General features: G+C 69.6%; 14 protein-coding genes. 10 read left to right on the plus strand and 4 right to left on the minus strand.

Translation table 11 applies throughout. The features are described 5' to 3' along the window. Positions 1 to 23: 23 nt before the first annotated feature. On the minus strand, positions 24 to 2756 hold the full coding sequence (gene aceE, locus ACIRO3_RS11165) for a pyruvate dehydrogenase (acetyl-transferring), homodimeric type (protein ID WP_361780128.1): 2733 nt from the start codon (positions 2754 to 2756) through the stop codon (positions 24 to 26). A gap of 461 nt (positions 2757 to 3217) precedes the next feature. On the opposite strand from aceE, the gene ACIRO3_RS11170 reads away from it, so the two are divergent. The 6 genes from ACIRO3_RS11170 (at position 3218) to ACIRO3_RS11195 (ending at position 7786) form a co-directional block, all read left to right on the plus strand. Next, positions 3218 to 3652, plus strand: coding sequence for a DUF3052 domain-containing protein (locus ACIRO3_RS11170; protein ID WP_404134896.1), 435 nt, complete (start codon positions 3218 to 3220; stop codon positions 3650 to 3652). Positions 3653 to 3841: 189 nt separating this feature from the next. Then, positions 3842 to 4300, plus strand: coding sequence for a peroxiredoxin (locus ACIRO3_RS11175; protein WP_351376132.1), 459 nt, complete (start codon positions 3842 to 3844; stop codon positions 4298 to 4300). 173 nt (positions 4301 to 4473) lie between these two features. Beyond that, positions 4474 to 5049: a TerD family protein gene (locus ACIRO3_RS11180; protein ID WP_053677874.1), complete on the plus strand. Its 576-nt coding sequence runs from the start codon at positions 4474 to 4476 to the stop codon at positions 5047 to 5049. A gap of 124 nt (positions 5050 to 5173) precedes the next feature. Then, the gene (locus ACIRO3_RS11185; protein WP_361780119.1) at positions 5174 to 5749 is read left to right on the plus strand and encodes a TerD family protein; all 576 of its coding nucleotides are present in this window, start codon (positions 5174 to 5176) and stop codon (positions 5747 to 5749) included. 25 nt (positions 5750 to 5774) lie between these two features. Next, complete coding sequence (locus ACIRO3_RS11190; RefSeq protein ID WP_361780116.1) at positions 5775 to 6890, plus strand: DUF475 domain-containing protein; 1116 nt, start codon at positions 5775 to 5777, stop codon at positions 6888 to 6890. A 143-nt stretch (positions 6891 to 7033) separates the two neighbouring features. Next, complete coding sequence (locus tag ACIRO3_RS11195) at positions 7034 to 7786, plus strand: Tellurium resistance (RefSeq protein WP_361780114.1); 753 nt, start codon at positions 7034 to 7036, stop codon at positions 7784 to 7786. Between the two features lie 118 nt (positions 7787 to 7904). Here ACIRO3_RS11195 and ACIRO3_RS11200 read toward each other — a convergent pair whose 3' ends face one another. Continuing rightward, on the minus strand, positions 7905 to 8672 hold the full coding sequence (locus tag ACIRO3_RS11200; RefSeq protein WP_361780111.1) for a TerD family protein: 768 nt from the start codon (positions 8670 to 8672) through the stop codon (positions 7905 to 7907). A 193-nt stretch (positions 8673 to 8865) separates the two neighbouring features. On the opposite strand from ACIRO3_RS11200, the gene ACIRO3_RS11205 reads away from it, so the two are divergent. From ACIRO3_RS11205 to ACIRO3_RS11220, 4 genes are all read left to right on the plus strand, one after another. Further along, positions 8866 to 10032, plus strand: a complete 1167-nt coding sequence (locus ACIRO3_RS11205) for an HpcH/HpaI aldolase/citrate lyase family protein (protein WP_404134901.1) — start codon at positions 8866 to 8868, stop codon at positions 10030 to 10032. A gap of 92 nt (positions 10033 to 10124) precedes the next feature. Beyond that, on the plus strand, positions 10125 to 12701 hold the full coding sequence (locus tag ACIRO3_RS11210; RefSeq protein WP_404135327.1) for a phosphoribosyltransferase: 2577 nt from the start codon (positions 10125 to 10127) through the stop codon (positions 12699 to 12701). After that, positions 12698 to 13519 (plus strand): HAD family hydrolase, encoded by an 822-nt coding sequence (locus ACIRO3_RS11215; protein WP_404134903.1) that lies wholly within the window; start codon positions 12698 to 12700, stop codon positions 13517 to 13519. The genes ACIRO3_RS11210 and ACIRO3_RS11215 overlap by 4 nt, the downstream gene beginning before the upstream one ends. Before the next feature lie 18 nt (positions 13520 to 13537). Beyond that, positions 13538 to 14200: an O-methyltransferase gene (locus tag ACIRO3_RS11220; protein WP_361780102.1), complete on the plus strand. Its 663-nt coding sequence runs from the start codon at positions 13538 to 13540 to the stop codon at positions 14198 to 14200. Between the two features lie 57 nt (positions 14201 to 14257). Here ACIRO3_RS11220 and ACIRO3_RS11225 read toward each other — a convergent pair whose 3' ends face one another. Both ACIRO3_RS11225 and ACIRO3_RS11230 read right to left on the minus strand, forming a co-directional pair. After that, positions 14258 to 14482, minus strand: coding sequence for a zinc ribbon domain-containing protein (locus ACIRO3_RS11225; RefSeq protein WP_361780099.1), 225 nt, complete (start codon positions 14480 to 14482; stop codon positions 14258 to 14260). Between the two features lie 159 nt (positions 14483 to 14641). Beyond that, entirely contained in the window at positions 14642 to 15289 is a 648-nt protein-coding gene (locus ACIRO3_RS11230) for a DUF4383 domain-containing protein (RefSeq protein WP_404134907.1), read from the minus strand. Between the last annotated feature and the right edge of the window lie 81 nt (positions 15290 to 15370).

Raw genomic sequence — 15370 nt, forward strand, 5'->3', positions numbered from 1 at the left:
CGATGATCAGCCCGTCCCGGGCATCAGGCGTCGCCGCCCGCCGGACCCGGGTCGGCCGCCGTGACGTCCAGCAGCTGGTAACGGTCGATCGCCTGCTTCAGCAGCGAACGGTCGATCTTCCCCGCCTTCGCCAGCTCGGTCAGCACCGCCAGCACCACCGACTGCGCGTCGATGTGGAAGAACCGGCGCGCCGCGCCCCGCGTGTCCGCGAAGCCGAAGCCGTCCGCGCCCAGCGAGGTGTACGCGCCCGGCACCCACCGCGAGATCTGGTCCGGCACCGACCGCATCCAGTCCGAGACCGCCACGAACGGCCCCTCGGCACCCGACAGCTTCCGGGTCACGTACGGGACGCGCTGCTCCTCCTCCGGGTGGAGCAGGTTGTGCTCCTCCACCGAGACGGCCTCGCGGCGCAGCTCGTTCCAGGAGGTCGCCGACCAGACGTCCGCCTTGACGTCCCAGTCCTCGGCCAGGACGCGCTGGGCCTCCAACGCCCACGGCACGGCCACGCCGGAGGCCATGATCTGCGCCCCGATGCTGCCCGCCGCACCGGCCGAGACCCGGTGGATGCCCCGGAGGATGCCGTCCACGTCCACGTCCGCCGGCTCGGCGGGGTGCTGGATCGGCTCGTTGTAGACCGTCAGGTAGTAGAAGACGTCCTCCGCGTCGGGTCCGTACATCCGCCGCAGACCGTCCTTGACGATGTGCGCGATCTCGTACCCGTACGCCGGGTCGTACGCCACACAGCCCGGGTTGGTCGACGCCAGCAACTGGGAGTGACCGTCGGCGTGCTGGAGGCCCTCACCCGTGAGGGTGGTTCGACCCGCCGTCGCACCGAGGACGAAACCGCGCGCCAACTGGTCGGCCATCTGCCAGAACTGGTCACCGGTGCGCTGGAAACCGAACATCGAGTAGAAGACGTATACCGGGATCAACGGCTCGCCGTGCGTCGCGTACGCGGAACCGGCCGCGATCAGCGAGGCCGTGCAACCCGCCTCCGAGATGCCGTCGTGCAGCATCTGCCCGGTCGGGGACTCCTTGTAAGCGAGCAGCAACTCGCGGTCGACCGCCTCGTACTGCTGACCCAACGGGTTGTAGATCTTGGCGCTCGGGAAGAAGGCGTCCATGCCGAAGGTGCGGTACTCGTCGGGCGCGATCAGCACGAACCGCTTGCCGATCTCCTTGTCCCGCATCAGGTCCTTCAGGATGCGGACGAAGGCCATCGTGGTGGCGATCGACTGCTGACCCGAACCCTTCCTGGCCGCCGCGTACGTCTTCTCGTCCGGCAGCTGGAGCGGCTTCGCCCGCACCACACGGGTCGGCACGTAGCCGCCGTGGGCGCTGCGCTGGTCGTGCATGTACTGGATCTCGGGGGAGTTGCGGCCCGGGTGGTAGTACGGCGGCGCGCCGCCCTCCAACTGGGCGTCCGTGATCGGGATGTGCAGGCGATCACGGAAGCGCTTGAGGTCGTCGACCGTCAGCTTCTTCATCTGGTGCGTCGCGTTGCGGCCCTCGAAGTTCGGGCCCAGCGTCCAGCCCTTGACCGTCTGCGCCAGGATCACCGTCGGCTGGCCCTTGTGGGCCTTGGCCGCCGCGTACGCCGCGTAGACCTTCTTGTGGTCGTGACCGCCGCGACCCAGGTGCTGGATCTGGTAGTCGGTCATGTTCTCGACCATCGCGCGCAGCCGCTGGTCGCCACCGAAGAAGTGCTCGCGGATGTACGCCCCGGACTCGGTGGCGTACGTCTGGAACTGCCCGTCCGGCGTCGAGTTCATCTTGTTGACCAGGATGCCGTCGCGGTCCTGCGCCAACAGCGGGTCCCAGGAACGGTCCCAGATCAGCTTGATGACGTTCCAGCCGGCGCCGCGGAACTGCGACTCCAACTCCTGGATGATCTTGCCGTTGCCGCGCACCGGGCCGTCGAGCCGCTGGAGGTTGCAGTTGACGACGAAGGTCAGGTTGTCCAGGCCCTCGCGGGCGGCGATGGACAACTGCCCCAGCGACTCGGGCTCGTCCATCTCGCCGTCGCCGAGGTACGCCCACACGTGGGACTTGGAGGTGTCCGCGATCCCGCGCGCCTGCATGTACCTGTTCATCCGCGCCTGGTAGATCGCACCGAGCGGACCGAGGCCCATCGAGACGGTCGGGAACTCCCAGAAGTCCGGCATCAACCGCGGGTGCGGATAGCTGGACAGGCCGTACGGCGCCTTCGACTTCTCCTGCCGGAACGCGTCGAGCTGCTGCTCGGAGAGCCGGTCGAGGAGGTAGGCGCGGGCGTAGATGCCGGGGGAGGCGTGGCCCTGGAAGAAGATCTGGTCGCCGCCGTCCCCCTCGTCCTTGCCCCGGAAGAAGTGGTTGAAGCCCACGTCGTAGAGGGAGGCCGAGGAGGCGAAGGTCGCGATGTGACCGCCGACGCCGATCCCGGGACGCTGGGCGCGCGAGACCATGACGGCCGCGTTCCACCGGGTCGCGTTCAGGACCTTGCGCTCGATCTCCTCGTTGCCGGGGAAGAACGGCTCGTCCTTGGTGGCGATCGTGTTGACGTAGTCCGTGCTGCGCATCTCGGGCACGGCCACGCGCTTCTCGCGGGCCCGCTCGATCAGCCGCAGCATGAGGTAGCGGGCGCGTTCACGGCCCCGCTCGTCGACGGCGGCGTCCAGAGAGTCGAGCCACTCCTGCGTCTCCTCCGGATCGAAGTCCGGGACCTGACTCGGCAGGCCGCCAATGATGATCGGATTGCGATCGGATGCGGAAGCCACGCTGTTCCTTCGCTGTCGGGGGAGTCGTGCCTTGGGTCGCCGCCTCCCATGGTCTTACGCTCGGCCGAAATCTTCACCTCTACCGCTGGGTAACCCCTGGAAACTCCGGGCATCGCGAGTGGAGCGGGACAGAAGCGGCGGTGGGCGGGTGACGAGCGGGTACGGCCAAATCGCAACCTTACGCCCAAGACGATCAGCCGGTTCGTAAGGCCGTTCGCCCCTCAAACAGGCGGGAAAGTCCCCAAGCGGCGTCGAATGAGGCGCAATGGTGTGGGATGAATCACCCGGGGTACGCGGGGGAAGGCTGAAAGTTGCGGCGAGACGGCCGCAATCGTCACCGTTTCGACGGTCTCGGCGGCCGGGTACTTGCGCGATCCGCCGCGCCCGTGTGGACTACGCCCAATGCTGCGCGTACGCGCGCCGCCGAAAGACATTCACCGAACATGAGCAGGAGGCACCCCGTGAGCGCGACCGCGGACCACGCGGAGACCAGTCTGGTTTCCAGGCTGGGTTTCGAGTCCGAACAGGTGGTCCAGGAGATCGGCTACGACGACGACGTCGATCAGGAATTCCGTGACGCCGTCGAGAGTCACATCGGCAACGATCTCGTCGACGAGGAGTACGACGACGTCGCCGATGCGGTGCTGCTCTGGTTCCGGGACGAAGACGGCGACCTGACGGACACGTTGGTCGATTCCATCAACTTGGTGGAGGACGGCGCACTGATCCTGCTGCTGACCCCCAAGACCGGTCGTTCCGGCTACGTCGAGGCCAGCGACATCAGCGAGGCCGCCGAAACGGCCGGCCTGTCGCAGACCAGGAGCGTCAGCGTCGGCAAGGAGTGGGCCGCCACCAGGTTGGTGACCCCCAAGTCCGCAGCCAAGTCCAAGCGCTGAGCCGCGCCCCGCAGCCAAGCGGACGACGCACCCCGCCCACCGGAATCGACACCGGTCGGCGGGGTGCGTTCGTTGCGCTCCCCGGTCCCGCCGTCGACGTGGCGTCCGGCGCCGGTGCGACCACAGGGCCTAGGCTGCACTCACCCGAACAGCTCAACGCGCGCATGCGGAAACGAAGGGATGCGACAGATGGCGATCGAGGTCGGCGACAAGGCCCCGGACTTCGAACTCAAGGACAACCACGGTGCCACCGTGCGGCTCTCCGACTTCCGGGGGGAGAAGGCCGTGGTGCTGCTCTTCTACCCGTTCGCCTTCACCGGCGTCTGCACCGGCGAGCTGTGCGAGCTGCGCGACCGGTTGCCCCGGTTCCAGAACGACGACGTGCAGTTGCTGGCCGTCTCCAACGACTCCGTGCCGACCCTGCGGGTCTTCGGCGAGCAGGAGAACCTGGAGTACCCGCTGCTCTCGGACTTCTGGCCGCACGGCGAGACCTCGCGCGCCTACGGCGTCCTCGACGAGGAGAAGGGCTGCGCGGTCCGCGGCACCTTCATCATCGACAAGGACGGCATCGTGCGCTGGACTGTCGTCAACGGCCTGCCCGACGCGCGTGACCTGAACGAGTACATCAAGGCCCTCGACAGCCTCTGAGGGCCCCGAAGGGCCCCGAGGCCAGATCGCGGGCCTCGTTCCGGGCATTGCCCGGGGCATTGTTCCGCACGAAAATCAGTTACAGGCGGGAACCCGTCACTAGGATCGCAACGTTGATCCGGTAGCAACCGCACGACGGGGCCCCGCCCCACACAAAACCTTATGGAGGACCCGTGGGAGTCAGCCTCAGCAAGGGCGGCAACGTCTCGCTGACCAAGGCCGCGCCTAACCTGACGGCGGTCATCGTCGGTCTCGGCTGGGACGCTCGCACCACCACCGGTGTCGACTTCGACCTCGACGCCAGCGCGATCCTGACCAACGACCAGGGCAAGGTCGCCAACGACTCGAACTTCGTGTTCTTCAACAACCTGAAGAGCCCGGACGGCTCGGTCGAGCACACCGGTGACAACACCACCGGTGAGGGCGAGGGCGACGACGAGGCGATCAAGGTCAACCTCGCCGGCGTCCCGGCGGACGTGTCCAAGATCGTCTTCCCCGTCTCGATCTACGAGGCCGAGAGCCGCCAGCAGAGCTTCGGCCAGGTCCGCAACGCGTACATCCGCGTCGTGAACCAGGCCGACAACACCGAGCTCGCCCGCTACGACCTCTCCGAGGACGCCTCGACCGAGACCGCCATGGTCTTCGGCGAGCTGTACCGCAACGGGGCGGAGTGGAAGTTCCGCGCCATCGGCCAGGGGTACGCCTCGGGCCTGCGCGGCATCGCGCAGGACTTCGGCGTCAACGTCTGAGCCTCAGCTCCACGGCCGCTCCCGCGGCCGCACCCCGTCCGGCGCCGTGCACTGTGTGTACGGCGCCGGACCGGCTTGTACCACCGGCACCGCCATCACCACGTCGTCCGGGGAGGACCACAACATGGGCGTCACACTCGCCAAGGGGGGCAATGTCTCCCTGTCCAAGGCCGCACCGAACCTCACCCGGGTTCTGATCGGACTCGGCTGGGACGCGCGCTCGACCACCGGGGCGGACTTCGACCTCGATGCCAGCGCGCTCCTGTGCAACAGCGGCCGGGTGCTCGGGGACGATTACTTCGTCTTCTACAACAACCTGACGAGCCCCGACGGCTCCGTCGAACACACGGGGGACAATCTCACCGGCGAGGGTGACGGTGACGACGAGTCGATCATCATCGACCTCAGCAAGGTGCCGGCCCACGTCGACAAGATCGTCTTCCCGGTCTCGATTCACGAGGCGGAGGCCCGCCGGCAGAGCTTCGGCCAGGTCAGCAACGCCTTCATCCGCGTGGTCAACCAGGCCGACGGCCAGGAACTGGCCCGCTACGACCTCACCGAGGACGCCTCCAGCGAGACCGCGATGATCTTCGGCGAGGTCTACCGGTACGGCGGCGAATGGAAGTTCAGGGCCGTGGGGCAGGGGTACGCGTCGGGGCTCCGGGGCATCGCTCTAGACTTCGGGGTCAACGTTTCGTAAAGCCGTACAACACGATGGGGTGCCAGTGGTTCTCAAAACCTTCGGCTGGTCGTTCGCAGTCACTGCGCTCGGTCTGGTCGCAGCGGTGTTCTACGGGGGGTGGACCGCTTTTGGAATCGTGGCGATCCTTTCGGTCCTCGAGATCTCGCTGTCCTTCGACAACGCGGTGGTCAACGCCGGGATCCTGAAGAAGATGAGTGCCTTCTGGCAGAAGATCTTCCTCACGATCGGCGTGCTCATCGCGGTCTTCGGCATGCGACTGGTCTTCCCCGTCGTGATCGTCGCGATCAGCGCCAAGATCGGTCCTGTCGAGGCCGTCGATCTCGCCCTCAATGACAAGGACATGTACCAGCAGCTGGTGACGGACGCTCACCCGTCCATCGCCGCCTTCGGTGGCATGTTCCTGCTGATGATCTTCCTCGACTTCATCTTCGAGGACCGGGACATCAAGTGGCTCGCGTGGCTGGAGCGCCCGCTGGCCAAGCTCGGCAAGATCGACATGCTGTCCGCGTGCATCGCGCTGATCGTCCTGCTCATCACCTCGATGACCTTCGCCGCCAACGCCCACCAGCACGGCGGGACACATGTCGACAAGGCACAGACCGTCCTGATCTCCGGCATCGCCGGTCTGATCACCTACATGGTCGTCGGTGGCCTCTCCGGCTACTTCGAGAACAAGCTGGAAGAGGAGGAGGAAGCCGAACACGAGGCCGAGGAAGAGGCCAAGAGGACCGGCAAGCCCGTCTCGGCGGTCGTCATGGCCGGCAAGGCCGCGTTCTTCATGTTCCTCTACCTCGAAGTCCTCGACGCCTCGTTCTCCTTCGACGGGGTCATCGGCGCCTTCGCCATCACCAACGACATCGTGCTCATGGCCCTCGGCCTCGGCATCGGTGCCATGTACGTCCGGTCGCTGACGGTCTACCTGGTCCGCCAGGGCACCCTCGACGACTACGTGTACCTGGAGCACGGCGCGCACTACGCGATCGGCGCGCTCGCCGTGATCCTGCTCGTCACGATCCAGTACGAGATCCACGAGGTCATCACCGGCCTCGTCGGTGTCATCCTGATCGCCTGGTCCTTCTGGTCCTCGGTGCGCCGCAACAAGCGCCTGGAGCTGGAGGAATCACCCGCCGAGGCATGACCGCGGCGTTAATGCGGAACGCTCCACTTGCGGGGCGGCCCAAGGGTCCCTCCCGGACGAAGTCCGGGGGGCCACGGACCCGGCGGGCCGCCCCGCTTCCGTACGCGCAGGGGACATCGGGGATACAGGGGCAAGGGGGGAAGATGAGTTTCTTCGAGGGGTTCTTCGACGGCATCAGGGGCGCCCGGGCCATGCGGTTCGACTCGGGCCACGCCTCGTCCAACGCGATCGAGCTGACCAAACGACATCCGACGGTGTCGCTCACCAAACAGCAGGCGGTGCACGGCAATCTGCGCGTGAACCTGTCCTGGCGGATGCGCACCTCCGACATAGGAGGCCGGTCCGGCCAGAGCGGCCGGCTCTTGCGCCACCCCTTCAAGCTGTTCAAGCCGGACATGGTGCAGGCGCACACCCAGGGCATGGTCAACGTCGACCTCGACATCGGCTGCCTCTACGAACTCGCCGACGGCACCCGGGGCGTGGTCCAGCCGCTGGGGAACCTGCACGGGGACATCAACAGCCCGCCGTTCGTGAAGCTCAGCGGCGACGACCGGTTCGGGGCCCCGTCCGGCGAGACCATCTTCGTCAACCTCGACCACGCCGAGGAGATCAAGCGGCTGCTCGTCTTCGTCTACATCTACGACCAGACCCCGGCCTTCGACCGGACGCACGCCCTGGTCACCCTCTATCCGACCACCGGGCCCCGGATCGAGATCCCGTTGGAGGAACGACACCCGCAGGCCCGCTCCTGCGCGGTGGTCTCCCTGGAGAACGTCAAGGGGGAACTGATCGTCCGCCGCGAGGTGAAGTTCGTGTACGGGTTCCAGGCCGAACTGGACCGCCTGTACGGGTGGGGGCTCCAGTGGGGGCGCGGCTACAAGAGCACCAAGGCCTGATCGCGAGCCGCTGCGGCGCGGGCCGCGAGCCGCGGGCGCGGGCGCGCCCCGTGTCGATGGTGGCGCCGCGGCCCGGGGCCGTCCTCGGGGCCGTCTCCGCAGGCGGCCCCGAGCCGGGTCAGCGGCGGATGAACTGCGGGCCCTGCACCGGCAACCGGAACGTCGGATCGCCGCCCGGACCCGGCACCGGGGCGGGGGAGACCGGCTGCGGGTACCCGTACGCGGGCTCGACGGCCGGCGGGGCCTGGGTCGGCGGCGCGGGCGGCGGGGTCGGGGGTCGCATGGCGGCCGTCCGGTCCTCGCTCGGGCCCGCGGAGGGGCTCGCGGCGGCCTCGGCGGCGTTCTCGTCGACCGAGATCCCGTGATCGGTGGCCAGTCCGACCAGGCCGTCCGAATAGCCCTCGCCGAGCGCCCGGAACTTCCACCCGTCCCCGCGGCGGTACAGCTCTCCGCAGATGAGGGCCGTCTCGGCGCCCGTCTCGGGGCGCACCTCGAAGTAGGCCAGGGGCTCGGCGCCGCCGCTCGGGGTGGCGTCGTACAGCAGGATCCGCAGGTCCCGGACCCGCTGGAAGGGGACGTCCTCGGCGGAGGCCACCACCAGGATGCGGTCCACGGACGGGGTCACGGCGCGCAGATCGGCCTGCACGGCGTCCGTGATCGCGTCGCCGATCTGCTTCTTGCCCAGTCGCCACACGGCCCCCGAGGGGTGCCTGGGCTGGTTGTAGAACACGAAGTCCTCGTCCGAGCGCACGCGCCCGTCCGCTCCCACGAGCAGCGCGGAGGCGTCCACGTCGGGCACCTCGGGCCCGGTGGTCCACCGCAACACCGCCCGGACCGCCACGGCGGCCACCGGGATGTTCGAGCCCTTCTGCATCGCGTGCGTCATGCCCGTCATCCTGCCCTCCCGGGCATGACCTGGACAATGCGGCCCCCCGTAGGCCCTTGTACCGAACGCAAGAGCTGGGCATGGTGCAAGAGGGTTACCTGAACTTCATGTGCTTGAGGAACTCTTGACTCAGGTTCGTACGTACTATTACCGGCCACGCCAGTTGGGCCGCCGAGCAGTACGGGGGAAGCACATGCGTCACTTCGGGCACATTTCGCCCACGGTCCGCAAGGACCTGTTCCACCAGGAGCCGGTCGAGTTCACCGCCGCCTCCCCCTCCCGCCTGCTCGCGGCCGCACTCGGCGCCACCCTCTACAGCCCCGCCACCCGCCCCCACCTCGCCGCCGACATCCGCAAACAGGCCGCCCGCGGAGTCCTCTCCATGGTCCTCTGCCTGGAGGATTCCATCAGCGACGCCGAGGTCGGATCCGGCGAGACGAACCTGATCCGTCAGTTCGAGGCACTCGACGCGCAGGAGGACGAGCTCCCCCTGCTCTTCATCCGCGTCCGCACGCCCGAGCAGATACCCGACCTGGTGCGCCGACTCGGCGGCACGGCCCGGCATCTGGCCGGATTCGTACTCCCGAAGTTCACCGAAACCCGGGGGACGGCCTTCCTCGACGCCGTGGCCGACGCCGAGAACCGCAACGGGCTGCCACGCCTGTATGCCATGCCCGTCCTGGAAACCCCGGACCTGCTGCACCTGGAAACCCGCGTCGAGGCCCTCGCCGGCATCTCCCGCACGGTCAACCGGTACCGCGAGCACGTCCTGGCCCTGCGCCTGGGCGTCACCGACTTCTGCTCCGCGTACGGACTGCGCCGCACCCCGGACATGACCGCCTACGACGTGCAGATCGTCGCGGGCGTCATCGCCGACGTGGTCAACGTGCTCAGCAGGGCCGACGGCACCGGCTTCACCGTCACCGGCCCCGTCTGGGAGTACTTCCGCAGCCAGCAGCGCCTCTTCAAGCCGCAGCTGCGGCGCAGCCCCTTCCTGGAGGAGGGCGTCGAGGAACTCCGCACCGCCCTCATCGAACACGACCTGGACGGCCTGCTGCGCGAGATCGAGCTCGACCGGGCCAACGGGCTGCTGGGCAAGACCTGCATCCACCCCGCGCACGTCACGCCCGTCCACGCCCTGTCGGTGGTCTCCCACGAGGAGTTCAGCGACGCCCAGGACATCCTGCGCCCCGAGCGCGACGGCGGCGGCGTGATGCGTTCCGCCTACACGAACAAGATGAACGAGGTGAAGCCCCACCGGGCCTGGGCAGAGCGCACCATGCTGCGCGCGGAGGTCTTCGGTGTGGCGCGCGAAGAGGTCGGCTTCGTCGACCTGCTCACGGCCGGGCTCCAGGTGTGAGACCGCCCGTGACCGCGGACAATCTTCAAGACGTTCAACAAGACGTCCAACAAGATGTCCAACAAGACGTTCAAGACGAGAGAGGGAAGACGATCGAAGAGGTGTGGTCGGGAACCTGGGTCGCGGACCGGCTGGGCGTCGGCCTGGAACGGCGCGGAGGCGAGGGAGCACCGGGCTCGTCCGTCGCTTCCGGGTCGGGCGGGGAACCGCCGCTGGAGGAGCTGCTCGGGCTCGCGCTGCGGCGCAATCCCAAGCGGGCCCACCTGCTGGTCTCCCGGGTCCTGGGCAAGCACGTCCCGCAGTCCCCGGCGGTCGTCCACGGCGCCGGGTTCGGGCTCGGGGAACGGGTGAGGAAGCTCCTCGGTGACGACGCGGCCGCCCGCGCGGTCGTCCTCGGGTACGCCGAGACCGCCACCGGACTCGGCCACAGCGTCGCCGACGGCCTCGGGCTCGCCCCGTACCTGCACTCCACCCGCCGCCCCGTGCCGGGCGTCGCGCAGGCCGGCGGCTTCGAGGAGGCCCACTCGCACGCCACCTCGCACCTGCTGCTGCCCGAGGACCCGGAGCTGCTGGCCGGCAGCGGCCCGCTGGTCCTCGTCGACGACGAGTTCTCCACCGGCAACACGGTCCTGAACACCATCCGCGACCTGCACGCCCGCCACCCGCGCGCGCACTACGTCGTGGTCGCCCTCGTGGACATGCGCTCCGAGGCCGACCGCGGCCGGCTCGACGCCTTCGCCGCCGAGCTGGGCGCCCGCGTCGACCTCGTCGCCCTGGCCTCCGGGACCGTGCGGCTTCCCGACGGGGTACTGGCCAAGGGGCAGGCGCTGGTCGAGGAGCACGAGACGACCGAGGACGCCGCGGCTCCGGGCGTCGACGGGTCCGCCGCCCCCGTCCGGCGGGTCGCACTGGACTGGCCCGCCGGGGTGCCCGACGGCGGCCGGCACGGTTTCACCCCCGCGCACCGCGCCCGGCTGGAGGCCGCCCTGCCCGGCCTGGCCGGACGGCTGGCCGAGGCCCTGGACGAGACCCTCGCCGAAGCCTCGGACACGGATCGCGGTGCGGATCGGGGCGTCGTTTCGGGCCCGGCACCCGTACGGGTCCTCGTCCTCGGCAACGAGGAGCTGATGTACGCGCCGATGCGGCTCGCGCTGGCCCTGGAGGAGTCCTGGGCCGCCGGCCCCGCGCCCGGCACCGGGGCGACCCGCGAGGTCCGCTTCTCCACGACCACCCGCTCGCCCGTGCTCGCCGTCGACGACCCCGGCTACGCCATCCGCAGCCGTCTGGTCTTCCCGGCGCACGACGCCCCGGCCGACGGGCCGGGCGACCGCTACGCCTACAACGTCCGGGGCGCCGCGGGCGGTGGCTTCGACGCCGTCGTGGCCGTCGTGGACTCCCACGGCGACACCGCCGCCCTGCACGCCCCCGATGGGCTCCTGGCCCGGCTCGCCCCGCACACCGGGCGGGTCCTGCTGGCCGTCGTACCGTCGTACACGCCCCCCACCCCGTCCGAGCGGCAGGAGCCGATCATGACCGAGCCCCTGCGCGGGCCCGCCTTCTCCTCCTACGCCGCCGAGGACGTCGGCTGGCTGCTCCAGGACTTCTCCGACGTGGAACTGGAGGCCCCCACCGAGGAACGCGAGGAGGCCATCCAGGCGGGCGGCGCGCACTACGCCGAGTCCCTGCCCGTGGAATACCAGCCGTCCCCCGCGTACCAGGAGCTGTACCAGAGCGCGCTGACCGCCTCCGCGGCCCGCATCGCGCGCGCCGTCGGCACCGTCACCGAAACCGTCCTCGCCGAACGCTCCCCGTCCCCGGTCCTGGTCTCCCTGGCCCGCGCCGGCACCCCCGTCGGCGTGCTGATGCGCCGATGGGCCCAGGCCCGGCACGGCCTGGACCTGCCCCACTACGCCGTGTCCATCGTGCGCGGCCGGGGCATCGACGCCAACGCGCTGCGCTGGCTGGCCGCCCACCACGACCCCGCCGACATCCTCTTCGTCGACGGCTGGACGGGCAAGGGCGCCATCACGCGCGAGCTCGCCGCCGCCCTGGCGGAGTTCGACGGCTTCGATCCGGAGATCGTGGTCCTCGCCGACCCCGGCTCCTGCGTGCCCACGTACGGCACGCGCGAGGACTTCCTCATACCCTCCGCCTGCCTCAACTCCACGGTCTCCGGCCTCATCTCACGTACGGTGCTCCGCGCCGACCTGGTCGGACCCACCGACTTCCACGGCGCGAAGTTCTACCGCGAACTCGCCGGATCCGACGTCTCCGTCGACTTCGTCGACACCGTCGCCGCGCACTTCGACGAGGTGGCCGACTCCGTCGACGACGAGGTCAAGGAGCTGCTCGCGACCGACCGCACCCCCACGTGGGTGGGCTGGGCGGCCGTGGAACGCATCAGCGAGGAGTACGGCATCCACGACGTGAACCTGGTCAAGCCCGGCGTGGGCGAGACGACGCGGGTGCTCCTGCGCCGGGTCCCGTGGAAGATCCTGGCCAAGCGCGGCGCCGGAGCAGACCTCGACCACGTACGCCTGCTCGCCGAGCAGCGGGGGGTGCCGGTCGAGGAGGTGGACGGGCTGCCCTACACGTGCGTGGGGCTCATCCACCCTCGTTTCACGCGCGGCGCCACCGGCGCCGACGGAAAGGCTGTGTCCGCCAAGTGACCGTCCTCGTAGCCAGTGACCTCGACCGTACGCTCATCTACTCCACGGCCGCCCTCGCGCTGACCATGCCCGACCCGGTGGCCCCCCGGCTGCTGTGCGTGGAAGTGCACGAGCACAAGCCGCTGTCGTACATGACCGAGACGGCGGCGGGGCTGCTGACGGAGCTGTCCGCGGACCCGGGCGTCGTCTTCGTGCCGACCACGACGCGCACCCGCAAGCAGTACCAGCGGATCCGCTTCCCCGGCCGCCCGGCGAAGTACGCGATCTGCGCCAACGGCGGACAGCTGCTGGTCGACGGGATCCCCGACCGGGACTGGCGCCGGGACGTCGCGACACGGCTGGCCGAGGAGTGCGCCCCGCTGGAGGAGGTCCAGGCCCACCTGCTGGCCACGGCGGACCCGGCGTGGCTGCGCAAGGCGCGGATCGCCGAGGACCTGTTCGCGTACCTGGTCGTCGAGCGGGAACTGGTCCCGCCGGAGTGGCTCAAGGCACTGGCGGAGTGGGCCGAGGACCGCGGCTGGACGGTGTCCCTCCAGGGCCGCAAGATCTACGCCGTTCCGCGCCCGCTGACCAAGAGCGCCGCCATGCGGGAAGTCGCCCGGCGCACGGGCGCGACCATGACGCTGGCCGCCGGCGACTCGCTGCTGGACGCCGACCTGCTGCTGGCCGCGGACCGGGGGTGGCGACCGGGACACGGCGAACTCGCCGACGCCGGCTGGACCGCGCCGTCGGTCACCGCCCTGACCGTGGGAGGCGTCCTCGCGGGCGAGGAAATCGTCAGGGCTTTCCGGCGGGCGACCGATACGACGGGCCGCTGACTCGGCAGACTGGTGCCCATGACCAAGGGCAACAGCACCAAGATCACTGATGAGCTGTACCGGTACGTGCTCGCGCACAACCCCCCGCTGGACGCGGTCCAGCGGGGGCTCGTCGCGACCACCTACGAGAAGTTCCCGGACAGTGCGGGGATGCAGTCGGCCGAGGAACAGGGGCCGCTGCTGGCCTTCCTGGTCCGCCTGACCGGCGCCCGGCACATCGTCGAGGTGGGTACCTTCACCGGCTTCTCCTCCCTGTCGATGGCACAGGCGCTGCCGGCCGACGGCAAGTTGATCGCCTGCGACGTCTCCGAGGAGTGGACGGCGTACGGACGCGAGGCCTGGGAGGCCGCGGGCGTCGCCGACCGGGTCGAACTGCGGATCGGCAAGGCACTGGACACCCTGTCGGCCATGCCGAGGGAACCGCACATCGACATGGCCTACGTGGACGCCGACAAGGAGAGCCAGATCGCCTACTGGGAGGAACTCGTGCCGAGACTGCGGCCCGGCGGGCTGATCGTCACCGACAACACGCTGTTCCACGGGTCCGTACTCGACGAATCCGCCACGGGCTCGGCGGCGGGCGTTCGCGCGTTCAACGAACACGTACGGGCGGACACCCGCATGGAATCCGTGATGCTGGCGATCTCGGACGGCCTGACGCTGTCGCGCAAGGCGGCCTGACGCTGTCGGGCAGGGCGGGCTGACGCGGTCGCGCAGGGCGGCCTGGTCGCGGCCGGCTCAGCCGCAGCCGCCTCCACCGCAGCAGCCGCCTCCGCCTCCACCCATGGGGGCGGGGGCGGGCGCGCCGCCGCCCGAGGATCCGCCGACGGCGACGGCGGAGAGCAGTTTCACGGTGTCGGCGTGCCCGGCGGGGCAGTCGGCGGGGGCGGACGACTCGGCCATCGGACGACTCACCTCGAAGGTGTCGTCGCAGGTCCGGCAGCGGTATTCGTAACGAGGCATGCGGACAGGCTACGCAGTGCGCAGGCCGTCCGGTATCCCACGGCGGGCGTACGCGCCGCCGGATTGGCCCACCAGGGGTTGGCCCCCCGGGTCGGCCCATCAAGGGCTGTCCGCCGAGTCGGCCGCCAAGGGCTGTCCGCCGAGTCGGCCCACCAGGGGCTATCCGCGGAAACCGTTCCTGGACCGCGCCCGCTGCTCGCGGGCCGCCTGCTCGGGGTGGCGCGCACGCCAGTACGGATTGTCGTGCGGCAGCGCGCTGCCCACCCGCCCGTACATCCCGAACCACATCAACATCACGCCGACCACGAAGCTGAACAGCACGTTCGGGATGTGGAAGGCGAGGAAGTTCATTCCGGTGTCCAGCAGCGCGAGGTTCACGAACCCACTCGCGATGAACAGCACGCCCAGCACGATGTTGAGCGTCGAGGCGAAGTTCCCGCCCACCACCATCCCGCCGATCAGCAGCAGCCCGACGAGGATCGACAGGACGCTCAACGCCCCGTTCGTGTTCAGCGTGAGAACCGTGTCGCCGCCCGTGTCGAAGAAACCGACCCGGTCGATCAACCCCAGGATCCCGAAGACGATCAACAGCACCCCGGTCAGACCCGCACCCACCCGGTACACCCTGCTCAACCGGTGATCCACGGGAAGGTGCTCGTCCAGCCGGGTCCGGACCGGCCGACGCACGCGCCGCCCCGTCTGTCGCGGCTCCGCCTGGCCTGGCCCCGTAGGGCTGCCTGGCCCCGTAGGGCTTCGCCCCGTGCGGCGCGGCCCCGTCCGGCTCGGCCCCGTGTGCGTGGTGGCCATGATCGGGCCTCCTCTGCCTCGGGCCGCACGCCCGACGGCGGCAACCGCGGGTGCCCTACCCTCAGCATCCGCCGCCCCGCG

This window comes from Streptomyces sp. NPDC102278, assembly GCF_044766345.1.
GTDB lineage: Bacteria > Actinomycetota > Actinomycetes > Streptomycetales > Streptomycetaceae > Streptomyces.